General features: G+C 69.3%; 10 protein-coding genes and 1 pseudogene. 5 read left to right on the top strand and 6 right to left on the bottom strand.

From position 1 onward, the window contains the following. The first annotated feature begins 225 nt into the window (after positions 1-225). Entirely contained in the window at positions 226-1,245 is a 1,020-nt protein-coding gene (locus FB600_RS04840; protein ID WP_145756318.1) for a sulfate ABC transporter substrate-binding protein, read from the top strand. 85 nt (positions 1,246-1,330) lie between these two features. Here the strand turns inward: FB600_RS04840 and arsH are convergent, their stop codons facing one another. Genes arsH through FB600_RS04820 form a run of 4 tightly spaced genes read right to left on the bottom strand, consistent with a single transcriptional unit; the run spans position 1,331 to position 3,910 of the window. Continuing rightward, positions 1,331-2,071: an arsenical resistance protein ArsH gene (gene arsH / locus FB600_RS04835; RefSeq protein ID WP_227743867.1), complete on the bottom strand. Its 741-nt coding sequence runs from the start codon at positions 2,069-2,071 to the stop codon at positions 1,331-1,333. After that, entirely contained in the window at positions 2,040-2,471 is a 432-nt protein-coding gene (gene arsC / locus FB600_RS04830; RefSeq protein ID WP_105821493.1) for an arsenate reductase (glutaredoxin), read from the bottom strand. The genes arsH and arsC overlap by 32 nt, the downstream gene beginning before the upstream one ends. A gap of 18 nt (positions 2,472-2,489) precedes the next feature. Next, positions 2,490-3,557: an ACR3 family arsenite efflux transporter gene (arsB, locus tag FB600_RS04825; RefSeq protein ID WP_046581819.1), complete on the bottom strand. Its 1,068-nt coding sequence runs from the start codon at positions 3,555-3,557 to the stop codon at positions 2,490-2,492. An 11-nt stretch (positions 3,558-3,568) separates the two neighbouring features. Next, positions 3,569-3,910, bottom strand: coding sequence for an ArsR/SmtB family transcription factor (locus FB600_RS04820; protein ID WP_036037712.1), 342 nt, complete (start codon positions 3,908-3,910; stop codon positions 3,569-3,571). Positions 3,911-4,129: 219 nt separating this feature from the next. Between FB600_RS04820 and FB600_RS04815 the strand changes: the two genes are divergently transcribed. Beyond that, positions 4,130-7,708: an indolepyruvate ferredoxin oxidoreductase family protein gene (locus FB600_RS04815; protein ID WP_105821491.1), complete on the top strand. Its 3,579-nt coding sequence runs from the start codon at positions 4,130-4,132 to the stop codon at positions 7,706-7,708. Between the two features lie 76 nt (positions 7,709-7,784). Here FB600_RS04815 and FB600_RS04810 read toward each other — a convergent pair whose 3' ends face one another. Further along, entirely contained in the window at positions 7,785-9,458 is a 1,674-nt protein-coding gene (locus tag FB600_RS04810; RefSeq protein WP_047836619.1) for a Na+/H+ antiporter, read from the bottom strand. 283 nt (positions 9,459-9,741) lie between these two features. On the opposite strand from FB600_RS04810, the gene FB600_RS04805 reads away from it, so the two are divergent. Next, complete coding sequence (locus FB600_RS04805; RefSeq protein ID WP_098154721.1) at positions 9,742-11,043, top strand: EAL domain-containing protein; 1,302 nt, start codon at positions 9,742-9,744, stop codon at positions 11,041-11,043. Between the two features lie 116 nt (positions 11,044-11,159). On the opposite strand, the gene FB600_RS04800 is transcribed toward FB600_RS04805, so the two are convergent. Then, positions 11,160-11,483, bottom strand: coding sequence for a hypothetical protein (locus tag FB600_RS04800; RefSeq protein ID WP_127837652.1), 324 nt, complete (start codon positions 11,481-11,483; stop codon positions 11,160-11,162). Positions 11,484-11,665: 182 nt separating this feature from the next. On the opposite strand from FB600_RS04800, the gene FB600_RS04795 reads away from it, so the two are divergent. Next, entirely contained in the window at positions 11,666-13,495 is a 1,830-nt protein-coding gene (locus FB600_RS04795) for a ShlB/FhaC/HecB family hemolysin secretion/activation protein (protein WP_098181517.1), read from the top strand. Next, a pseudogene (locus FB600_RS38135) lies at positions 13,492-25,398 on the top strand (filamentous hemagglutinin N-terminal domain-containing protein); the annotation flags it as partial. The gene FB600_RS04795 and the pseudogene FB600_RS38135, both read left to right, overlap by 4 nt. Between the last annotated feature and the right edge of the window lie 183 nt (positions 25,399-25,581).

Genomic DNA, 25,581 nt, shown 5'->3' with positions numbered 1-25,581 from the left:
CGCGAAGGGCGACATGGCGGGACCGTGAGGAAACGAGCGGCCATCTTAGCATCGCGCCGCGCCCGGCGGCCAGCCCCGCGCGGCGGCGAGCGCGCCTTCAAATGACTTTTGGTTGTGACCTAAGGACGATTGAATCTTAGGGCCGCGCGATGCGCCTCGCTACAATCGCCGATCAGGTTTACCAACGGCTGACAGGCCGACCAGACCAACCACACAGGGGTTTCGATGAACCAGAAGCAAGGGATCGGCCGCTGGCTGATCGCGAGCGCGGCGGCGGCGATCGTCGCTGCGGCGCCGGCCGCGCACGCGGACACCGCGTTGCTGAACGTGTCCTACGACGTGACGCGCGAGCTCTACAAGGATATCGACGCCGGTTTCGCCGCCGCCTGGAAGCAGAAGACCGGCGAGACCGTCTCGATCCGCCAGTCGCACGGCGCCTCCAGCGCGCAGGCGCTGTCGGTGCTGCAAGGCCTGCAGGCCGACGTGGTCACCATGAACCAGCCCAACGACATCGACCTGCTCGCCGAGCGTGGCCAGCTGCTGCCCAAGGACTGGCGCAAGCGCCTGCCCGACAACAGCTCGCCCTACTCGACCACCATGGTGTTCCTGGTGCGCCACGGCAATCCCAAGCAGATCCGCGATTGGAGCGACCTGGCCAAGTCCGGCGTGCAGGTGGTGATCGCCAACCCGAAGACCTCGGGCAACGGCCGCTACGCCTACCTGGCCGCCTGGGGCTACCAGAAGCTCAAGGGCGCCAGCGACGAGCAGGCGCTCGCGTTCGAGAAGGCGATCTTCCGCAACGTGCCGGTGCTCGACGCGGGCGGGCGCGGCGCCACCACCACCTTCACGCAGCGCGAGATCGGCGACGTGCTGGTGACCTTCGAGAACGAGGTCGCGCTGATGGACAGCGGCAGCTCGGGCCAGCAGTTCGACGCGGTCTATCCGTCCAGCAGCATCCTGGCCGAGCCGCCCGTGGCGCTGGTCGACAAGGTGGTCGACAAGAAGGGCACGCGCAAGGTGGCGCAGGCCTATCTCGACTACCTGTATTCGCCGGCCGGGCAGGAGATCATCGCGCAGCACCACCTGCGCCCGCGCGATCCGGCCGTGCTCAAGCAGCACGCGGCCGAGTTCAAGCCGCTCAAGACCTTCAGCGTCGAGCAGGTGTTCGGCAGCTGGGACCAGGTGCAGAAGACGCATTTCGCCGACGGCGGCACCTTCGACCGGATCGTGGTCGACCGGAAGTAAGCGCAGCGCTCGCGACTGGCGCGCGAAGGAAAAGCGGGAACGCGAAGGCGTTCCCGCTTTTTTCGTTGGCAGACCGGAATATCGCTCAGAGGCTGGCCTGGTTCATGCGCCTGGACAGCGCCTCGGCCTGCTCGCGCCGTTCGCTGTAGCGATCCACCAGATAGCTGCCGGCGCCGCGCGTGAGCAGGGTGAACTTCATCAGCTCCTCCATCACGTCGACCACCCGGTCGAAATAGGCAGACGGCTTCATCCGGCCGTCCTCGTCGAACTCCTGATAGGCCTTGGCCACCGAGGACTGGTTCGGGATCGTCAGCATGCGCATCCAGCGGCCGAGCACGCGCATCTGATTGAGCGCATTGAACGACTGCGAGCCGCCGCTGACCTGCATCAGCGCCAGCGTCTTGCCCTGGGTCGGGCGGATCGCGCCGCTCGCGAGGGGGATCCAGTCGATCTGCGATTTCATGATGCCGGTCATCGCGCCGTGACGCTCGGGCGAGCACCACACCATGCCTTCCGACCATTGCGCGAGCTCGCGCAGCTCGACCACCTTCGGATGCGTTTCCGGCGCGTCGTCGGGCAGCGGCAGGCCATGCGGATCGTAGAGCCGCACCTCGCCGCCCATCGCGCTCAGCAGGCGCGCCGCTTCCTGCGCGAGCAGGCGGCTGTAGGAGCGTTCGCGCAATGAGCCGTGCAGCAGCAGGAAACGCGGCGCGTGATCGGGCGCGGGTTTGCCGAGCAGCTCGGCGAGCGCCGGCACGCGAAACGCGGCGGCGTCCAATTGCGGCAGCAGGGTATCAAGCGGGGCGGACACGTCGGCCCTCCGCATCGATCACCACTTCGCCGTCCTCCTTCGCGAACGGTCCTCGCGGGCCCGCCGGCAACAGCTCGAGCACCGTCTCGGAAGGACGGCAGAGCCGCGTGCCGCGCGGCGTGACCACGATCGGCCGGTTGATCAGGATCGGATGCGCGAGCATGAAGTCGATCAACTGCTCGTCGCGCCAGGCCGGATCATCGAGCCCGAGCGCCTCGTAGGGCGTGTCCTTGCGGCGGAGCAATTCGCGAGGGGCGATGCCCATCGCCGCGATCAACCCGAGCAGCGTGTCGCGATCGGGCGGCGTGAGCAGGTAGTGGACGATACGCGGCTCGATGCCGGCGTGGCGGATCATCGCGAGCGTGTTGCGCGAGGTCCCGCAATCGGGGTTGTGATAGATGGTGACCTCGCTCATGAGGCTCTCCTTGGGAAGTCAGGCGCGCTCGTACCAGGCGCGCGAGCGGTTGACGACGCGCACCACCAGCAGCATCACCGGCACCTCGATCAGCACGCCCACCACGGTGGCGAGCGCGGCGCCCGATTGCAGGCCGAACAGGCCGATGGCGGTGGCGACCGCCAGTTCGAAGAAATTGGAGGCGCCGATCAGCGCCGAGGGGCCGGCGATCTCGTGCCGCTCGCCGAGCGCGCGGTTCAGCCAGTAGGCGAGGCCCGCGTTGAACAGCACCTGCACCAGGATCGGCACGGCGAGCAGCGCGATCACCAGCGGCTGGCGCAGGATCGCCTCGCCCTGGAAGCCGAACAGCAGCACCAGGGTGGCCAGCAGGGCGGCGATCGACCAGGGCCCCAGCGCGGCCAGGGCCGCCTCGAAGCGCGCCGGGCCGCGCGCCAGCAGCCGCTTCCTGGCGAACTGGGCCAGCAGCACCGGCAGCACGATGTAGAGCAGCACCGAGGCGCCCAGCGTCGCCCAGGGCACCGCGATCGCGCTCGCGCCGAGCAGCAGGCCCACCAGCGGCGCGAAGGCGAACACCATGATCGCGTCGTTGAGCGCGACCTGGGACAGCGTGAACAGCGGGTCGCCGCCGGTCAGCCGGCTCCACACGAACACCATCGCGGTGCAGGGCGCGGCGGCCAGCAGGATCAGGCCGGCCAGGTAGCTGTCGAGCTGCCCGGCGGGCAGCCAGGCGGCGAAGCACTGCCGCAGGAACAGCCAGCCCAGCAGGGCCATCGAGAACGGCTTGACCAGCCAGTTGACCGCCAGCGTGACGCCGATGCCGCGCGCGTGGCGCCGCAGCCCCGACAAGGCGCCGAAATCGACCTTGATCAGCATCGGCACGATCATCACCCAGATCAGCAGGCCGACCGGCAGGTTGACGTGGGCCAGCTCCATGCCGCCAACGGCCCCGAACAGCCCGGGCAGCAGGCGGCCGAGCGCGATGCCGGCCAGGATGCAGAGCACGACCCAGAGGCTCAGGTAGCGTTCGAAGCGGCCGATGGCGGGCGCGGCGGCGGGGCCGCGCCCCGTGACGGGTGAGCTGGACATGGCGGGCGGGATCAGCAGGAAGGGGGAGAGGGCGGGCAGCAGGCGGGCGCCTCGGTCGCCGCGCAGGCCTGGCCGGCGCAGCAGTTCTCGGTCAGGAAGCCCATCAGCGCGTTCATCTGCGCATAGTTGGCCGCGTAGATCATGAAGCGGCCGCGCTGCTCGACCGTCACCAGTTCGGCGTGCGTCAGCTCCTTCATGTGGAACGACAGCGAGGAGGGCGCGATGCCCAGTTGCTCGGCGATCTGCCCGGCGGCCATGCCGACGGGGCCGGCTTCGACGAGCAGACGAAAAATGCCCAGGCGGGATGCCTGGGCGAGTGCCCCGAGGGCGCGGACGGCTTGGTTCGTTTCCATGTTTCGATAATAGTTGAAATATAAAAACGAAGCGAGGGAGATTTGCGGTCGATCAAGATGCGCGAGATTTCTCTCGAAATTCGTGAAATTGGCGAGGGAACTTGCTCGATTCAAAAAATCCCGAGCAGGATCAGAAAAACAATTCTTCTAATGGCGGCGAAAAATAGTGCCAACTGATAGCGACAGACAGCCGCAGCCCAAACCCCGGAGACAAGCCCCATGACCGCCCGACCGCCGCTGGACGGCACCCCCGCCCTCGCCGACTACCGCCTCGCCGACAATCTCACCGCCACGCGCGGTCGCGTGTTCCTGACCGGCACCCAGGCGCTGGTGCGCCTGATGCTGATGCAGCGCGAGCGCGATGCCGCGCACGCGATCGACTCGGCCGGTTTCGTCAGCGGCTACCGCGGCTCGCCGCTGGGCATGGTCGACCAGCAGATGTGGAAGGCGAAGAAGCTGCTCGACGCGGCCCGCGTGCGCTTCCTGCCCGCCATCAACGAGGAGCTGGGCGGCACGGCGGTGCTCGGCACGCAGCGCGTCGAGGCCGACCCGGAGCGCACCGTCGAGGGCGTGTTCGCGATGTGGTACGGCAAGGGCCCCGGCGTCGATCGCGCCGGCGACGCGCTCAAGCACGGCAACGCCTATGGCGCCTCCCCGCATGGCGGCGTGCTGGTGGTGGCCGGCGACGATCACGGCTGCGTCTCGTCCTCGATGCCGCACCAGAGCGATTTCTCGATGATCGGCTGGCAGATGCCGGTGGTGAATCCTTCCAACATCGCCGACATGCTGGAGTTCGGTCTCTACGGCTGGGCGCTGTCGCGTTTCTCGGGCGCCTGGGTCGGCTTCAAGGCGATCTCGGAGACGGTGGAATCGGGCTCGACCGTCGATCTCGACGCGCTCGTCACCGATTGGCCCGAGCCGCCCGCCTTCGCCGCGCCGGCCGGCGGCCTGCACAATCGCTGGCCCGACCTGCCGAGCCTGTCGATCGAGGCGCGGCTGGCGGCCAAGCTCGACGCGGTGCGCCACTTCGCGAAGCACAACAGCATCGACCGCTGGGTGGCGCCGAGCCCGCGCGCGAGCGTGGGCATCGTGACCTGCGGCAAGGCCCATCTCGACCTGATGGAAGCGCTGCGGCGGCTCGACCTGACGGTGGCCGACCTCGACGCGGCCGGCGTGCGCATCTACAAGGTGGGCCTGTCCTTCCCGCTCGAGACCACGCGGCTGGAGCGCTTCGTCGAGGGGCTGGAGGAAGTGCTGGTGATCGAGGAGAAGGGCCCGGTGATCGAGCAGCAGATCAAGGACCATCTCTACAACCGCGTCGAGGGCGCGCGTCCGCGCGTGCTCGGCAAGCACGACGCGCAGGGCGCGCCGCTGCTCTCGGCGCTCGGCGAGCTGCGGCCCTCGCGCGTGCTGCCGGTGTTCGCCGACTGGCTGGCGCGGCATCGCCCGGCGCTGGACCGCCGCGAGCGCGTGGTCGAGCTGATCGCGCCGGACATCCTCTCCAACGAGGCCGACGCGGTGAAGCGCACGCCCTACTTCTGCTCGGGCTGCCCGCACAACACCTCGACCAAGGTGCCCGACGGCTCGATCGCGCAGGCGGGAATCGGCTGCCACTTCATGGCCTCGTGGATGGAGCGCGACACCACCGGGCTGATCCAGATGGGCGGCGAGGGTGTCGACTGGGCCGCGCACGCGATGTTCACCAACACGCGCCACGTGTTCCAGAATCTCGGCGACGGCACCTACTTTCATTCAGGCATCCTGGCGATCCGCCAGGCGGTGGCCGCGCGCGCCACGCTCACCTACAAGATCCTCTACAACGACGCGGTGGCGATGACGGGCGGCCAGCCCGTCGACGGCAGCCTGTCGGTGCCGCAGATCGCGCGGCAGGTGGAGGCCGAGGGCGTGTCGCGCTTCGTGGTGGTATCCGACGAGCCGGAAAAATACGACGGCCATCGCGACCAGTTCCCGCGCGGCACCACCTTCCATCACCGCGACGAGCTCGACGCCGTGCAGCGCGAGCTGCGCGACACCGACGGCGTGACGGTGCTGATCTACGACCAGACCTGCGCGGCCGAGAAGCGTCGCCGCCGCAAGAAGGGCGAGTATCCCGACCCGGCGCGGCGCGCCTTCATCAACGAGGCAGTCTGCGAGGGTTGCGGCGATTGCGGCGTGCAGTCGAACTGCCTGTCGGTGGAGCCGGTGGAGACGCCGCTGGGCCGCAAGCGCCGCATCGACCAATCCTCCTGCAACAAGGACTATTCCTGCGTGAACGGCTTCTGCCCGAGCTTCGTGACGGTGGAGGGCGCGGCGCTGAAGAAGGCGGCCGGCATCGCCTTCGACGAGGCCGCGCTGGCCGCGAGCGTCGAGGCGCTGCCGCTGCCGGCCGCGCGGCTCGACGCGGCGCCCTACGACATGCTGGTGACGGGCGTGGGCGGCACCGGCGTGGTGACGGTCGGCGCGCTGATCAGCATGGCCGCGCACCTGGAAGGCAAGAGCGCCTCGGTGCTCGACTTCATGGGCTTCGCGCAGAAGGGCGGCTCGGTGCTGTCCTACGTGCGGATCGCCGCGCGCGACGAATGGCTGAACCAGGTGCGCATCGACACGCAGCAGGCCGACGTGCTGCTGGCTTGCGACATGGTGGTGGGCGCCAGCGCCGAGGCGCTGCAGACGGTGCGCCATGCGCGCACGCGGATCGTGGTCAACACGCACCGGATTCCGAACGCCGCCTTCGTGCGCGACCCCGACGCGAGCCTGCATGCCGAGGCGCTGCTCGACAAGATGCGCCACGCGGCCGGCGAGGACTTCGTGAGCGACTGCGATGCCCAGGCGCTGGCCGCCAGGTTCCTCGGCGACAGCATCGGCGCGAACATCCTGATGCTCGGTTTCGCCTGGCAGCAGGGGCGTGTACCGGTCTCGCTGGCCGCGCTGATGCGCGCGATCGAGCTGAACGGCGTGGCGGTGGCCGCCAACCGGCTGGCCTTCGCGATCGGGCGCATGGCCGCCGCCGATCCGGCCGGGCTCGACGCGTTGTGGAGCGCGCGGCATCCGCTGCCGCAGGTGGCGGCGCCGCGCACGCTCGACGAGCTGGTCGAGGATCGCGCCGGGCGGCTCGATGCCTATGGCGGGCGCCGCTACGTCGAGCGTTACCGCGCGCTGGTCGGCGCCGCGCGCGCCACTGGCGACGAGCGCGTGGCCGAGGCGGTGGCGACCACCTTTTATCGCCTGCTGGCCGTGAAGGACGAATACGAGGTGGCGCGGCTCTATAGCGATGGCAGCTTCCGCGCGGCGCTGGCCGCGCAGTTCGAGGGCACCGCCGGCAGCGACTACCGCCTGCGCTTCCACATGGCGCCGCCCACCACGGCCAGGAGCCGCGACGGCGCGCGGCCGAGGAAGCAGAGCTTCGGCGGCTGGATGTGGCCCGTGCTCGGCATGCTCGCGCGCTTTCGCGCGCTGCGCGGCAGCCTGCTCGATCCGTTCGGGCGCACCGAGGAGCGGCGCATGGAGCGCGCGCTGGCCGACGATTACGAAGTGACGATGACGCGCGCCTTCGCGGCGCTGCAGTCGCGGTCGGCCGAGGTGGCCGAGGCGGTGGCCGCGCTGGCGGGGCTACCTGCCCGCGTGCGCGGTTACGGGCCGGTGAAGCTGGCCAGCGTGGCGGCCATGAAGCGCGCCGAGCGGCCGCTGGCGCTCGCGGCCGGCGTCGAGGCGAGCACCAGCGCGGCGGTCGCGCATGCCATCGAGTCGATCAAGGGCGGCGGCGCGCTGCGCGGCATCCCGGTGGTGGTAGCGAAGTGAACGGCGCGGCGGCGGCCGGCGTGAGCCGTCGCCGCCGCACCTGCCCGCCGATCGGTCGATCGTCGGGCCCGTGCCCTCAGACCAGCCCTTTCTTGCGCGTCGACAGCGCCGTCTCCGACAGGTCGACCTCGCGCATCAGCTTGCCGAGCGTCTCGTCGTTGATCTTCTGCTCGGCGCGCATCCGGTACAGCGCCGCGCGTTCGGCGCGCACCGCCGCGATCTTCATCTGCAGCTCCATCTTCTCGGCCTGCTTGGCCTCGGCGCGCAGCGTGGCCGCGTCGTCGGCATCGTCGAGGCTCACCAGGCGGCGCCGGTAGAGATCCATCACGCGCGCGGTCAGGTCGGCGCAGCGTGCCGCGTCGGCTTCGTCGAGCGTTTCCGTGAGCGTGTCATGGGTCGCGTCGATCGCGCGGATCGCGGCCTGGGCGGCGGCCGCGCGTGCCGCGCGTTCCTCGTGCGCATGCGGGTTCGGCGTGGTGCGCAGGCCGCGCAGCAGCAGCGGCAGGCCGAACACGGCCACCAGCAGCGAGCCGAGGATCACGCCCGAGGCGATGAAGATCGCCGTGTCGCGCCCGGCCAGCGGCGTGCCGTCGCCGAGCGCCACCGGCAGCGACAGCACGCCGGCCAGCGTGATGGCGCCGCGCACGCCGCCCACCGTCATCAGCGCCACGGTGCGAAAGCCCGCCCAGGAGCCCGTCATGCCGCGCCGCGCGGCGCGCTTGCTGGCGAACCAGCGCAGCAGCCAGACCCAGGCGAAGCGGATCAGGTAGAGCGCGGCCATCATCGCCAGCACGTCGCCGATCATGGCCGCCACCAGCGCATCGCTCTCGTGATGCGCCGACAGCAGCGCGCGGCCGATGATCTGCGGCATCTGCAGGCCCAGCATGATGAACACCATGCCGTTGAACACGAACTCGATCATCGACCAGGTGCTCTCGGCGCGCACGCGCGCGGCCACCGTGCTGCTGCGCGAGAAGCTGGTGTAGTTCATCATCATCCCGGCCGCCACGGCCGAGAGGATGCCTGACAGTTCGAAGTGCTCGGCGATCAGGTAGGAGGCGAACGGGATCAGCAGGGTCATCACGATGCCCGGCGCCGGATCGCCTTCCTGGGCCGCGTTCAGGAAGCGCGTCGACAGCGTGCTGAACAGCCAGGCCAGCAGCGCGCCCACCGCCAGCCCGCCCGAGGCGACGATCACGAAATTGAGCGAGGCCTCGCGCAGCGAGAACACGCCGGTGAGCGCCGCGGCGATCGCGAACTTCAGCGCGACCAGGCCCGAGGCGTCGTTCATCAGCGCCTCGCCTTCGAGGATGTGGGTCAGTTGCGCCGGAATCCGGCCCTTGCCGGCGATGCCCGACAGCGCCACCGCGTCGGTCGGCGAGAGCACCGCGGCCAGCGCGAAGGCGACGGGCAGCGGCAGGCCCGGGATCAGCCAGTGCGCGAAATAACCCACGCCGACCACGGTGATGAACACCAGCCCGAAGGCCAGCATCAGGATCGCGCGCCGCTGCAGGTAGAGCTCGCGCTTGGGGATCCGCCAGCCGTCGGCGAACAGCAGCGGCGGGATGAACAGCAGCATGAAGATCTCGGGATCGAAACTCACGTGCAGGCCGAGCCTGGGCCAGGCGAGCAGGGAGCCGATCGCGATCTGCACCAGCGGCAGGGGCGGGCGCCAGGGCAGCAGCCGGATCGCGATGCCGGACAGCGCGACGGCGAGCAACAGGATGAGGACGGTGAAAACGATTTCCATCGATACGGGGGGCTCTCTTGACGGTGGCGGACCGGGCGAGTGTAGCGCGCACGGGCGAAGGGCGTCGTGCCGAGTTGCACCAAATCGGTGCGTACAGGGCACCGCGATCCGGCAAGAAGCCGCGACCAGCAAGCTTTTTCGCCGATCCTCGCAGTGAGCACGAAGCTTGCTTGTAGCTGACTGATAACACGATGGAATGAAACGAGGGTGCAATGATGATCGGATCGATTACGCGTCGCGCGCCGTGTCCGGCGCCGGCATTCGGGAGGGTCGCCGCATGATGATGACGACCATGCAGCAGGAACGGCCGGCGCCGGTGTCGACGCACGGCGCGGCTTCGCCTTATCGCTTCGAGCGCGAGGTCACCTCGGGTTTCGAGCGGGTCGCCTCCAGCCACCGCGAGCTGGCGCTCTCCAGCGTGTTCCAGCCGATCTTCAGCCTCTCGCACCAGCGCGCGATCGGCTACGAGGGCCTGCTGCGCGCGCACGACGCGCTGGATCGGCCGGTCTCGCCGCTCGACGTGTTCGGCGAGGCGGCGCGCCACGGCGAGGCGATGCAGGTCGACCGGCTGGCCCAGGCCCTGCACCTGGAGAATTTCTCGCTGCTCGGCGCCGAGCGCGAATGGCTGTTCCTCAACGTGCATCCCGGCGTGCTGACCGACCCGTTCCAGGCCGCGGCGCTGCTGGCCAACCTCAAGCGGCTCGACATCTCGCCGCGCCGCGTGGTGCTGGAGGTGCTGGAGCAGCGCGCCGACGACCTCGAACGCCTGGCCGACGCGGTGCACGATTTCCGCGAGCACGGCTTCCTGATCGCGCTCGACGATTTCGGCGCCGGGCACTCGAACATCGAGCGGATCTGGCAGCTCAATCCCGACATCGTCAAGCTCGACCGCATCATGCTCTCGCACGCCCAGCATCGCAGCGGGCAGTTGGCGATCCTGCACGGGCTGGTCACCCTGCTGCACGAGGCCGGCAAGCTGGTGCTGATCGAGGGCATCGAGACCGAGCACGACGCGCAGGTGGCGCTGGCCTGCGAGGCCGATTTCGTGCAGGGCTATTTCTTCGGGCGGCCGGCGCCGGGGCTGTCCGACGGCGTGACGGCCTCGGCCTGCATCGGCGAGCTGACCGAGCGCTACCGCCTGCAGACCGAGGCGCGCGAGCGGCGCGACGCGCAGCGTATCGCGCCCTACCTGCGTGCCTTCGAGCGCGCGGCCGAGCGGCTCGCGGCCGGCGAATCGATGGACGAGGTGTGCTGGAACTTCCTCGCGCTCGACGACGCGGCGCGCTGCTTCCTGCTCGACGGCCAGGGGCGGCAGGCCGGCAGCAACGTGGTGCTGCGCGCCGATCGCGCCCAGCACGAGACGCGCTTCCTGCCGCTGGTGGAGGCGCAGGGCGCGAACTGGCTGCGGCGCCCGTATTTCCGCGCGGCGATCGCCGAACCGCAGCGCGTGCACGTGACCAAGCCCTACCTGTCGATCAACGAGGCGCTGCCCTGCGTGACGCTGTCGATCGCGATCCGGGTCGGCGATGCGCTGCGCGTGCTGTGCGGGGATATCGACTGGCGGGAGGGGGAGTGGGTGGTGTGAGGCAGGGCATGCGCCCGCGTTCGCGCGCGGGCGTTACCGTGTCTTACCCGATGTTGCGGCCGAGCGACAAGGATGGGTGACACGATTGCTCGTAAATTGAAGGTATTTTGTAAAAATTAAGAAAGTTTGACGGTGGCGACAACGACGGCGAGGAAAACGAAAAGGCGAAATAAAATTCCGCTATCGTTTTCCAGGAATGCTGTCGGAATGATCAAAAATCGCCGTAAGTGATATGGGTGGGACGATGTCGAATCGGGAAATCTTGAAAATAAAACCATTAAATAAAGATTTACGATCGACAAATCAAGTAATGAAAAATTAGGAAAAATTCTCCAAAAGCCTGAGCAGGCGAGACCGATGGTCTCATGAGGGATGAAAAGAAAACGTAATGTCGTGCCATGCAGGGTGCCATTCGGCGCGTTCGAGACAGGCTTGCTCATTACGTTTCGAGCGTGTTGAATGTTGCCGCTCGTTACATCGTGGATGAACCGCGAGTCACGAGATACGGGGCGCGGCGTCCGGGGACGCAGGCGAGACAGCATTCGATAACAAGCGGATCGAGATAATCGATTCGCAGCACCGGCACGATGAGAGTCGAGCGTGCCGGGCAAAGACCAGCACAATGAACAACAACATTGACCGGCAATGCCGGTCACTCAAGCGCACGCGTGATGCCTGGGCCGGGCGTCGCGCGCATCGGGGCATGTCGCGCCGGCTCGTGTCGTTTGCCGGTGCGATATGGGCAGCGCTGCATCTCGCGCTCGCGTCGGCGCAGTCCAGCGATCCGCTCGCCGAACAGGAGCAGCGGCGCCGCGCGCAGGAGCAGGCGATCGAACGTGAGCGTGCCGCGAATGCGCCGAACGTCGCCCTGCAGCCGGCCGAGCGGGCCGCCCTCGATGATGGCAAGCTGCCCGACGAATCGCCCTGCTTCCGGATCGACGAACTGGCACTGGAAGTGCCGCGCGGCCTCGCCGAGGATGTCGAGGCCGCGGGCGCGCGGGCCTTGCTGCCGAATCCGCTGTTCCCTGGCGAGCTGATGTTCGCGAACGACTACCTGCAGCGCTATCGCGGGCAATGCATCGGCACGAACGGGCTCAACCTGCTCGTGCATCGCGTGATGGCATTGCTGATCGCGCGCGGCTATTCGACCACGCGCGTGTTGATCGGCCCTCAGGATCTCTCGAGCGGCAAGTTGCGGCTGCAATTGATTCCGGGCGTGATCGGCGCGATCCGGTTCGCCGATCCGAAAACCTACGGCACCTGGCGCAATGCCTTCCCGACCGGGCCCGGCGATCTGTTGAACCTGCGCAAGCTCGAGCAGGGGCTCGAGCAGATGAAGCGCGTGCCGAACCAGGACGTCGACATGCAGATCGTGCCCGGCGCCTCGGCCGGCGAAAGCGACGTGGTGATCGCGGTCAAGCGCGCCAAGCCGTGGTCGCTCACGCTCGGTGCCGACGACAGCGGTTTCAAGACGACCGGCACCCTGCAGGGCAGCGTGAGCCTCTCGATCGACAACCCGCTCGGCCTGTCCGACCTGCTCAACATCGGCTATACCCACGACATCAACGGGCACGAGAGCAAGTACGGCACGCATGGGGCGAGCGCCTACTACGCGATTCCCTGGGGCAACTGGACCTTCACCGCGACCGCCAGCGAATACGATTACCACCAGCAGATCGCCGGCGCCTTTACCACGCTCGTGTCGAGCGGCAAGTCGAAGACCTTCGACCTGAAGGCGGAATACCAGTTCTACCGCAACCAGGTGCAGAAGAACATGGTCGAGTTCCGCGTCGGCAAGCGCTTCAGCGAGGCCTTCATCGACGGCACCGCGATCGACGTCCAGCATCGCGACAACAGCTACGCGGAGATCGGCTGGGAGCACAAGCACTACCTGGGGGCCGCGCAGCTCGACAGCACCATCGCTTATCGATGGGGCGTGCCCTGGTTCGGCGCGCAAGCCGACCTGCCACCCTCGGCGGGCGGCACGCCGACCTACTACTACCGGATGGAGACGCTCGACGCGACGCTGAACGTGCCGTTCGCGGTCGCGTCCACTCCGCTGCGCTACTCGCTCACGGTGCGCGCGCAGAACACCGGCAATGCGCTCTATCCGACCGAATTCTTCTCGATCGGCAGCCGCTACACGGTCCGGGGTTTCGACGGCAACACCATGCTGGCCGCCGAAAAAGGCGTGTTCGTGCGCAACGAGCTCGAACTGCCCCTGCCGCGTTTCGGCCAGGCGATCTACCTCGGCCTCGATGGCGGCGAGGTGTTCGGCCATGAAACCGCCAACCTGCTCGGCCGCCACCTGATCGGCGCCGTGATCGGCCTGCGCGGCAGTCTTCTCCAGCACGTCAGCTACGACGTCTTCCTCGGCGGCCCGCTCCATCAGCCCGCCGGCTTCCCGAACCGCTGGCCGGTTGCGGGCTTCAGCCTGAGTTTCCTGCTATGAACAAGCATATCCATCGTGTCATCTTCAATGCGGCTCGCGGCCTCTGGATGGTCGTGGAAGAAACCGTCACCGGTTCCGGCAAGGGGCGCTCGGCCGGCGTGACGCGGCGCGCCGGCGGCGCGCGCGCGAACTGGACCTTCGTCGACATGCTGTCGATGCGCCATCTCGCCTTCGCGGTGCTCTGCGCGCTCGGCATGCAAGCGGTGCCGGTCGATGCGCAGGTGGTCGCCGCGCCGGGCGCGGCGGGCAGCAAGCCGCTGGTCGGCGTGACGGCCAACGGCCTGCCGATCGTGCAGATCTCCACGCCGAACGCCGCGGGCGTGTCGAACAACGCCTACACGCAATACAACGTCGGCGCGCAGGGGCTGATCCTCAACAACTCGCAGGGCACGGTGCAGACGCAGCAGGCCGGGCTGGTGGCGGGCAACCCCAACCTCGTGTCGGGCAGCGCGCGCGTGATCGTCAATCAGGTGATCGGCGGCAGTGCCAGCCAACTGCTCGGTTATACCGAAGTGGCGGGCCAGAAGGCCGAGGTGGTGGTCGCCAATCCGGCCGGGATCTTCTGCAACGGCTGCGGCTTCATCAACACGAGCCGCGGCATCCTGACGACCGGCACACCGGTATTCGGCGGCACCGGTAGCCTCGATGCCTTCCATGTGACGGGCGGACAGATCCAGATCGGCCAGGCCGGGCTCGACGGCAGCACGGTCGATCAGGTCGACCTGATCGCACGCAGCGTCGCGATCAACGGCAAGGTCTGGGCGGCGCAGTCGCTCAACGTGGTGGCCGGCAACAACGACGTGCGCCATGACGATCTCGGCGCGCAGTCGCTGGGCGCGGATGGCGGCAGCCCGACAATCGCGATCGACGTCTCGCAACTGGGCGGCATGTATGCCGGCAAGATCCGGCTGGTCGGCACCGAGACCGGCGTCGGCGTGAACAGCGCCGGCACGATCGCTTCGCAGGCTGGCGACGTGGTGGTCAACAGTCAGGGCCAGGTCACGCTGTCGGGTACCACCAGCGCGAGCGGCAGGCTGGCGATCGACGCCGTCGGCGGCGTCGCGAACAGCGGCAGCGTCTATGCCGTGCAGGACGTGACGGTGAACAGCCAGGGCAAGATCGGCAACACCGGCACCATCGCCGCGCTCGGCAATACCGTCGTGACGGCGGGCAGCGTGGAATCCAGCGGGACGCTCGGCGCGGGCGTCGACACGAATGGCAACGTGACCGGCAAGGGCACGCTGTCCATCACTGCCGCGGGCGAGGCGAGCACCACGGGCCATCAGACGGCGGGCGGCGATCTCGTCATGACGGGCAGCAGTCTCGACCTGCGCGGCGCGCAAACCGCCGTCACCGGCAATGCGACGCTGAGCGCGACGGGCGCGGCTGGCGACGGCGGCGGGCTCGGCCTTGCCGGTTCGACACTGAATGCGAACGGAGCCCTGATCGCGAACGCGGCCGGCGCCTTCTCCAACGACCAGGGGCACGTCGCCGCGAGCCAGCTCACGATCCATGCAGGCACGCTGTCGAATCGCGGTGGCGTGCTGAGCCAGAGCGGCGCGGGCGACACCGCGCTGAGCGCGGCAGGCGCCTTCGACAATGGCGGCGGAACCATCGCCACCAATGCGCAGGCGCTAGCGATCCAGGCCGGTAGCCTCGGCAATGTCGATGGCCGGATCAGTCAGGCCGGCAGCGGGACGCTGAGCCTGCGAAGCGGCGCGCTCGACGACACGCGCGGTGGCATCGCGACCAACGGCCAGGCGACGATCTCGGCCGCGGGCATCGTGAATGCCTCCGGCTCGATCACGGCGGCGGGTGCGCTCCAGATCGTCTCGCAAGGCGACCTCGACAATACGGCCGGCCGCGTCGAGGCAGGCGGCGCGCTCGACGTCTCGGCAGCCGACGTTAGCAACGCGGCCGGCCGTATCGTCGCCCAGCGCGACGGCGACCTGAGCCTGCGTGCCAGCGGACGGATCTCGAGCAGCGCGGGCACCACCGCCCAAGGCGAGGCAGGCGGCCTGATCGGCAGCAACGGCAACGCCGTGGTGCAGGCCGGCGCGCTGCTCAACAGCGGTACTGTGACGGCCGCCGTCCATCTCGACCTGACGGTGGCGGGAGCGCTCGACAATAGCGGCGGTTCGCTGAACGCGGCCACGCTCGCGGCCCACGCGGCGTCGCTGGGCAATGCCGCCGGCGTGATCAGCGCGGCCGAGGTGTCGCTCACGGCGCCGCGGCTCGACAACAGCGGCGGGCGCATCAGCGCCAATACGCTGAGCCTGGCAGCGACGGACCTGCTCAACGAGCACGGCACGCTGATGCAGGTCGGCCCGGGCACGACGCGCATCGACGTGAGCGGCACCCTCGACAACGCCAACGGCGGCCTGATCCAGGCGGACAGCACGGACCTCAGCCTGGCGCCGGCGAACCTCGACAACGACGGCGGCACCATCACGCATGCCGGGGCGGGGACGCTCGGCCTCGATGCCGGCGGCGGCGCGGGCGGCTTCAGCAACCTCGGTGGCTCGATCGCCAGCAACGGGCAGATCGCGCTGGCGGCCGGCCGTCTCGACAACACGCGTGGCACCATCAGCGCGCAGACGGGGCTGACGGCCCAGCTCGCCGGCGAACTGGACAATACGCAGGGCAAGCTGGCATCGAACCTCGACCTGTCGATCGTCGTCGGCGCCGCGCTGAACAATTCAGGCGGCACGATCGCGGCGGCCCATGACGCCACGGTGCAGGCAGCCTCGCTGAGCAATAGCGGCAGCGCGACGGCCGGACATATCTTGGCGGTACAGACGGCCGGCCTGCTCGACAACGACGGGGGCACGCTCAACGCGCAGACGCTGACGGCTTCCGCCGCCGCCTTGCGCAATGCGGGCGGCACGATCAATGGCGACGGCGTGACGCTCGGCGCCGCGCAATTCGACAACCACCTCGGCACGATCACCGCGAATCGGCTCGGCCTCGACGCCACCAACCTGAACAATGCGCAGGGTTCGATCTCGCAGCTCGGCAAGGGCGCGTCGGACGCCTTCGTGAACGTGAGCGGAACGCTCGACAATTCGAACGGCGGCCATATCGAGGCCAATGCCGGCGACCTGCGGCTCGCACCCGCGAGTCTGGACAATCATGGCGGCACGATCGAGCATGCCGGCGACGGCACGCTCACCATCTCGGCCGACAACGGTACGGGGCAGATCGGCAACCAGGGCGGCTCGATCGTCAGCAACGGCCGCACCCAGGTATCGGCGGGCGCACTCGACAATACCGGCGGCTCGCTCGGCGGCCATGCCGGGCTCGACGTCGCGGTTGCCGACACGCTCGACAATACGCGCGGACGCCTGGCATCGAGTCTCGACCTCACGCTGTCCAGCGGCGGCGCGCTGACCAACCTCGGCGGCGCCATCGATGCGAGCGGCGATATCGGCCTGCATGCCGCGTCGCTGGCGAATGGCGGCGGCATCACGGCGGGCCAGCATCTAGATACCGCCATCGCGGGGCTGCTCGACGACGGCAACGGGCAGCTGAAAGCGCAGGCGATCACCGTCTCGGCGGCCGCGTTGCGTAATGCCGGCGGCTCGATCAGCGCGGACAGCGTCGCGTTGACGACACCGCAGCTCGATAATGGCGGCGGGTCGATCACCGCGAATCATCTCCATGTCGCGGCGACCGATGTGAGCAACGGGCAGGGTTCGATCACCCAGCTCGGCAGCGACGATGCCGATGCCGGCATCCAGGTGAGCGGCAGGCTCGACAATTCGAACGGCGGTCTGATCCAGGCCAACGCCTCGGGCATGGCGCTCGCGCCCGCCTCGCTCGACAACGACGGCGGCACGATCCGGCACGCGGGTTCGGGCACGCTGGCGATCGCGGCTGGCGCCGGCACCGGCGCCGTCACGAACCAGAGCGGCACGATCGTCGGCAATGGCGAGGTGCAACTGTCGGCGGGCGGTCTCGACAACACGGGCGGCTCGATCGGCGGTCACGCCGGCCTGCGCGTGGATGTTGCCGGCGCGCTGGACGACACGCGCGGCACGCTGAGTTCGGATGCCGACCTGCTCGTGTCGAGCGGCGCCACGCTGAGCAATCTCGACGGATCGATTCGCGCTGGCGGCCAGGGGACGGTGAACGCGGCGTCGCTGACCAACGGCGGCACGATCGCCTCGGCGACGCAGCTCGACCTGCAGGTGGCCGGCACGCTCGACAACGGGCACGGCAATCTCAACGGACAGACCCTCACGCTCACGTCGAACGCGCTGCTTGATGCACAGGGCGTGATCAGCGGCGACCGGCTGACGCTGAACGCCGCCTCGCTCGACAACGATGGCGGCACCATCACGGCGAACCGGCTCGCGCTGCACGCGAGCGACCTGAGCAATGCGCAGGGCTCGATTTTGCAGCTCGGCACCGGAGCGACCGATGCGAGCCTGGATATCGCGGGCACGCTCGACAATTCGGGCGGGCGCATCCAGGCCAACGCGGCCGACCTGATGCTGGCCCCGGCGACGCTCCACAACGACGGCGGCACGATCGAACATGCCGGCAACGGCGCGCTCGCGATCACGAGCGGCGGCGGCACGGGCCGGGCCACCAACGTCGGCGGCTCGATTGTCAGCAACGGCACGACCACGCTGTCGGCCGGCACGCTCGACAATACCGGCGGCTCGATCGGCGGCCATGCCGGCCTTGGCGTGACGACCGCGGGCGACCTCGACAACACGCGCGGCGAGCTGGCCTCGAACGCGGACCTCGGCGTCACGAGCGGCGGCGCGCTGCGCAACCTCGACGGCACGCTCGACGCGGGAGGGGGCGCTGCCGTGCGGGCGGCATCCCTGAGCAACCAGGGTGGCAGCCTGAGCGCGGGCGGCAGTCTCACGGCCGCGATCGTCGGCACGCTCGACAATGGCGGTGGCAAGCTCGGCGCGCAGGCGCTGACGGCATCCGCGGCTGCGCTCGCGAACGCGGGCGGCGTGATCAGCGCAGACACGGCGACGCTTTCGGCGCCGCAGTTCGACAATAGCGGCGGCACCATCACCGCGAACCGTCTGACGCTCACGGCGGGCAATCTGACGAACCAGCAGGGCAGCATCGCTCAGCTCGGCACGGGGGCCACGGACGCGAGCCTGAACGTGAGCGGGGCGATCGACAACACCAATGGAGGCCGAATCCAGGCGAATGCCGTCGACCTGGCCTTGGCGCCGGCCAGCTTCGCCAACGACGGCGGCACGCTCACGCACGCCGGCACGGGTACGCTGACGATCGACGCGGCCCGGGGCACCGGGTCGATGACGAACGTGGGCGGCACGATCACGAGCAATGGGCAGGTCCTGCTTTCAGCGGGGCGGCTCGACGACACGGGCGGCTCGATCGGCGGTCATGCGGGCCTGGTCGCGACGGTGGCGGGCGCGCTCGACAACACGCGCGGCAGGCTCGCCTCGAATGCCGACCTGAGCGTGACCAGCGGCGACCTGCTGACCGATACGGGCGGCGTGATCGACGCGACCGGCAGCGCCGCGGTGCAAGCGGCCTCGCTGAGGAACGATGCGGGCGGCAGCATCACGGCCGGCCAGGCGCTGACGGCCAGCGTCGGCGGCAATCTCGACAATGATGGCGGCAAGCTCGGCGCGCAGGCGCTGTCGGCCACGGCCGCGGCGTTCTCGAATGCCGGCGGGGCAGTGAGCGCGCAGACGCTGTCGATGACGGCGGCGCGGCTCGACAACAGCGGCGGCCAGATCACCGCGAACCAGTTGCGGCTCGATGCGACCGACCTGAGCAACCGGCAGGGCTCGATCACCCAGCTCGGCAAGGGCTCGACGGCCAGCCTGGCCGTGACCGCGCGGGGTGTGCTCGACAACTCGAACAGCGGCGTGATCCACGCCAACGGGGACCAGGCGGCCTTGAGCGCCGGTTCTCTCGATAACGATGGCGGCACGATCGCGCATTCCGGCAACGGCACGCTGACGCTCGATGCCGGCGCGGCGAGCAACCTGGGCGGCAGCATCGCCGGGAACGGCGGCATCGTCTTGACGGCCGCTTCCGTCGACAACACCGGCGGCGCGATCGACGGCCTCGCGGGGCTGGCCGCCACGGTGGCCGGCACGCTGGACAACACGCGCGGCGAACTGGCCTCGAATGCCGACCTGGGCATCGCCAGCGGCGGCGCGCTGAACAATGCGGGCGGCGTGATCGACGCAGCGGGCAAGGGCACGCTCCAAGCGGCCTCGCTGGGCAATGGCGGCGGCAGCGTCCGCGCCGGGCAGGCGCTGGACACCAGCATCGCGGGGTTGCTCGACAACAGCGGCGGCAAGCTCGATGCGGCCGTGATGCAGACCACGGCCGCCGCGCTGCGCAATGCCGGCGGCAGCATCAGCGGCGACACGCTGGGGTTCGGCGTGGCGCAGCAGTTCGACAACGGCGGCGGCACCGTCACCGCGAACCAGCTCGACCTGAGGGCGGCGAGCCTGGTCAACCAGCAGGGTTCGCTCACGCAGCTGGGAACCGGCACCACCACGCTTGCCGTCGACGGCGCGCTCGACAACACCCACGGCGGCCTGATCCAGACCAAGGGCAGCGACGCGAGGATCACGAGCGGCGCGCTCGACAATCGCGGCGGTTCGATCGCGCACGCGGGCACCGGCACGCTGAGCATCGACACCGGCAGCGGCGCGCTCGACAACGCGGGCGGACGCATCGCCAGCAACGGCGACGAGGTGCTGGCGGGCGCCGGCCTCGACAACATGGGCGGCGCGATCGGCGCGCACGCAGGCATCGCCGCGTCGTTCGGCGGTGCCGTCGACAACACCGGCGGGCAGATCGCCGCCAATGCCGGCCTGACGTTGACCAGCGGCGCCGGGCTGACGAATGCCGGCGGCACGATCGACGCGGCCGGCGATGTTTCGGTGCAGGCCGCGAACCTGGGCAATGCCGGTGGCAGCGTGACGGCGGGCGGCCAGCTCGCGGTGACGGTCGCCGGCCGTCTCGACAACGGCCAGGGCACCTTGAGTGCCCAGGCCGTTTCGACCACCGCCGCCGCCCTCGCCAACGCGAGCGGGCTCATCAGCGGCAATGCGCTGTCCTTCCATATCGGCCAGCTCGACAACAGCGGCGGCAAGATCGTCGCGAACCAGCTCGCGGTGAGCGCGGCCAGCCTGACGAACGCGCACGGCACGCTGACCCAGCTTGGCGACGGCGCGACGCAATTCCACATCGCCGGCACGCTGGACAACTCGCAGGGTGGCCTGATCCAGGCCAAGGGCGCCGACCTGACGCTCGACGCCGGCACATTCGACAACGACGCCGGCACGATCAAGCACGTCGGCACCGGCACGCTGACGATTGTCGCGGGCCAGGGCTCGGGGGCCGCGAGCAACGCCGGCGGCACCATCGTCGGCAACGGCCGCCTGAGCCTGTCGGCCGGCAGCCTCGGCAATGCCGGCGGCGCGATCGGCGCGCATGCCGGGCTGTCCGCCGGCGTGTCGGGCGCGGTGAACAACATGGGCGGGCAGATCGCCTCCGATCAGGACCTCGACCTCGCGAGCGGCGCGGCGCTGAGCAACGACGGCGGCGTGATCGACGCGGCCGGCAACGGCAGCGTGCAGGCCGCCTCGCTGACGAACACCGGCAAGGGCAGCATCACGGCCGGGCAGAACCTGACGACCACGATCGACGGCACGCTCGACAACGGCGGTGGTACCTTGAGCGCGCAATCGGTGAACGTGACGGCCGGCACGTTGCGCAATGCCGGCGGCCTGGTCAGTGCCGATACCGTCGGTTTATCGGCTGCGTCGCTCGACAACAGCTACGGCAAGGTGACGGCCAACCAGCTCGGCGTGACGGCGGGCACGCTGTGGAACGAGCACGGCTCGCTCACGCAGTTCGGCAGCGGCGCGACGCATATCGATGGCGGCGCGCTCATCGACAACGCGAACGGCGGCGTGATCCAGAGCAACGGGGCGGACCTGACGCTCGCCGCCGCCTCGCTGGACAACGACGGCGGCGCGGTCACGCATGCGGGCAGCGGTACCCTGAGCATCGGGGCGGGCTCGGGCCACGGCACCGCGAGCAACGTGGGCGGGCACGTCGTCAGCAATGGACAGGCCAGCCTGGCTGCCGGCAGCCTCGACAACACGGGCGGCACGATCGGCGGCCATGCCGGCCTGAACGTGACGCTCGCGGGGGCGCTGAACAACACACGCGGCCAGATCGCATCGAATGCGGATCTCGGCATCACGAGCGGCGATGCCTTGAACAATGCCGGCGGCGCGATCGATGCCGGCGGTTCCGCCGTCGTGCAGGCCGCCTCCCTGACCAATGCCGCGGGCGGCAGCATCACGGCCGGGCAGAACCTGACGGCGAGCAGCTCGGGCGCGCTCGACAACGGCGGCGGCACCCTCAGCGCGAACACCGTATCGGCGCAGGGCGCGGTGCTGAAGAACGCCGGCGGCGTGATCAGCGGCAACGCGGTGTTCTTGAGCGCGCCGCGGCTCGACAATCGCGGCGGCAAGGTCACGACCAACACACTGACATTGACGGCGACCGATCTCGTCAACGAACAAGGGTCGATCACCCAGCTCGGCAGCGGAGCGATCGCGCTGAACGTCGGCGGCACGCTCGACAATGCGAACGGCGGCCTGCTGCAGACCAACAGCACCGACTTCACGCTCGCACCGGCCTCGCTGGACAATGATGGCGGCACCATCACGCATGCCGGCACCGGCACGTTGACGATCACCAGCGGCAAGGGGGCGGGCAGCGTCTCGAACCTCGGCGGGAAGATCGTCAGCAACGGCCAGGCGGTGTTGTCGGCCGGCTCGCTCGACAATACGGGCGGCGCCATCGGCGGTCACGGCAGCCTCGGTTTGACGATCGCCGGCGCGCTCGACAACACCCGGGGCCAGCTTGCCTCGAACGGCGATCTGGGCGTGACCGGCGGCGGTCTGCTCACCAATACGGGGGGCGTGATCGACACGAGCGGCAAGGGCACGGTGCAGGCCGCGTCCTTGAAGAACGATGGAGGCGGCAGCATCACGGCCGGGCAGACGCTCACCGCGAACACCGCGGGCGCGCTCGCCAACGACGGCGGCACGATCAGCGCGCAGGCCGTGATGCTCGGCGCCGGCTCGCTGAGCAACGCCGGTGGCCTGGTGAGCGGCGATGCCGTGTCGATATCGGGCGGCGCGCTCGACAACGGCAAGGGCAGGATCACCACCCGCCTGCTGAATCTCGATGCCGCCACGCTCGCCAACGAGCAGGGCGTGATCACGCAGCTCGGCACCGGCACCACGGAGATCGGCCTGACGGGCAGCCTCGACAACTCGAACGGCGGCGTGATCCAGTCGGCCGGCACGGACATGAACCTGTCCGCGGGTTCCATCGACAACGACGGCGGCACGGTTACGCACGCGGGAACGGGCGGCACGCTGAGCGTCGCGACGAGCCAGGCCGGTGCCGTGTCCAATCTGGGCGGCACGATTGTCGGCAACGGCCGGACCGTGCTGACGGCGGGTAGCGTCGACAACGCGCATGGCGCGATCGGTGGCCACGATGGCTTGACAGCCACGGTCGCTGGCGCGCTGAACAACACGCAGGGTCAGCTCGCCTCGAATGCGGCGCTGTCGGTGTCGAGCGGCGCCGCGCTGACGAATGCCGGCGGCGTGATCGACGCGACCGGCAGCGGCCAGGTGCAGGCTGCCTCGCTGAGCAATGGCGGTAGCGGCAGCATCACCGCCGGGCAGGCCCTGCAGGTGAACGTCGCCGGCCGTTTCGACAACGGCGGGGGCAAGCTGAGCGCGCAATCGGTGAGTACCGGCGCGGCTTCGTTCGCCAACAACGGCGGGCTGGTCAGCGCCGATGCCGTGTCGTTCACGGTACCCGAGCTCGACAACGGCGGCGGCAGGATCATCGCCAACCGGCTCACGTTGAGCACCACCGACCTGAGCAACGAGCACGGCACGCTGACCCAGCTCGGCACCGATACAACCCATTTCGATGTGAGCGGCAAGCTGGACAACGCGAATGGTGGCCTGATCCAGACCAACGCGACCGACCTGACGCTGGCGCCGGCCACGCTCGACAACGACGGCGGCACCATCACCCACGCGGGCAGCGGCACGCTGACGATCAGCGCGGCCGGCGGCACGGGCGCGGCCAGCAATGTGGGCGGCAGCATCGTCAGCAATGGCCGCACCGCCCTGACGGCAGGCAGCCTCGACAACACGGGCGGCGCCATCGGCGGCCATCTGGGCCTCGATGCAAGCGTGTCGGGTGCCCTCGACAACACGCGCGGGCAGCTCGCCTCGAGTGCCGATCTCGACGTGAGCAGCGGCGCTGCGCTGACCAACACGGCGGGCGTGATCGATGCGGCCGGCAACAGCCGCGTGCAGGCCGCCTCGCTGAGCAACGGCAGCGGCGGCGGCATCACGGCCGGTGGCCAATTGACGGCCGGCGTGAGCGGCACGCTCGACAACGGCGGCGGCCTGATGAGCGCGCAAGCACTGACGGCCTCCGCCGCTTCGCTGCGCAATGCCGGGGGCAAGTTGAGCGGCGGGACCTTGTCCCTGACAGCGCCGCAATTCGACAATGATGGCGGCACGATCGTCGCCAATGCCCTGGCGCTTTCCGCCACCAACCTGAGCAATGCGCACGGCATGCTGACCCAGCTCGGCACGGGGTCGACCCGTATCGACGTGGGCGGCACGCTGGACAACTCGAATGGCGGGCTGATCCAGAGCAATGCGACCGACCTGACGCTGGCGCCGGCCTCGTTCGACAACGACGGCGGTACCGTCACGCATGCGGGCAAGGGCACGCTGACGATCGATGCGGCGAACGGCGCTGGCATGGCCAGCAATCTCGGCGGCAGCATCGTCAGCAACGGGCTCACGGTGCTGGATGCGGCAAGTCTCGCCAATGCCGGCGGCGCGATCGGCGGCCATGCCGGTCTCGCCGTGACGGTGAGCGGCGCGCTCGATAACACGCACGGCCAGCTCGTCTCGAATGCCGACCTGAGCGTCGCCAGCGGCACGGCACTGGGTAACGATGGCGGCGTGATCGACGCGACCGGCAACGGTACCGTGCAGGCGGCGTCGTTGAGCAACGGCAGTGCCGGCAGCATCACCTCGGGACAGGCGCTGCAGGCGAGCGTTGCCGGTCTGCTCGACAACGGCGGCGGCGTGCTCAGCGCGCAATCGGTGGCCGTGCAGGCCGCCGCGTTCGCGAACGCGGCCGGTGTGGTCAGCGGCAACGCGCTGTCGTTTACGGTGCCGCGGTTCGACAACAGCGGCGGGCGCATCACCGCCAATGCGCTGACGCTGGCCGTGGCCAACCTGACGAACGCGCATGGCTTGCTGACCCAACTCGGCACCGACACGACGCGGTTCGACGTCAGCGGCATGCTCGACAATTCGAACGGCGGCCTGATCCAGACCAACGCGACGGATCTGACACTGGCGCCGGCCTCGCTCGACAACGACGGCGGCACCATCACGCACGCCGGCAACGGCACGCTGAACATCGACGCGGGCCAGGGCACCGGCACACTCTCCAACCATGGCGGCACGATCCTGAGCAACGGCCGGGCCGTGCTCGCGGCCGGCGGCATCGACAATGGCGGCGGCTCGATCGGCGGGCACACCGGCCTGACCGTGACCGCGGCCGGCGCGCTCGACAACACGCACGGCCAGCTCGCCTCGAACGCCGATCTCTCCGTGTCCAGCGGCGCGGCGCTGAGCAATGCCGCCGGCACCATCGCCGCCAAGGGCAACGACACGGTACAGGCCGCGTCCCTGGCGAATGGCGGCAGCATCACGGCGGGCCAGGCGCTCGATGCGCAGGTCGGCGGCCTGCTCGACAACAGCTCGGGCACGCTCAGCGGGCAAGGCGTGACGACACACGCAGCCTCGCTGAAGAACGGCAGCGGCACGATCAGCGGCGACAGCGTGTCGGTGTCGGCGGACGTGCTCGACAACACCGGCGGGCGCATTGCCGCCAATACGCTGGGCGTGACGGCGGTGACGCTGATCAACCAGCAAGGCACGCTGACCCAGCTTGGCTCGGCCGATACGGCCTTCACGCTGAGCGGCGCG

The sequence above is a fragment of the Burkholderia sp. SJZ089 genome (assembly GCF_007828315.1).
GTDB lineage: Bacteria > Pseudomonadota > Gammaproteobacteria > Burkholderiales > Burkholderiaceae > Burkholderia > Burkholderia gladioli.
This window is presented reverse-complemented; position numbering and strand designations above follow the sequence as displayed.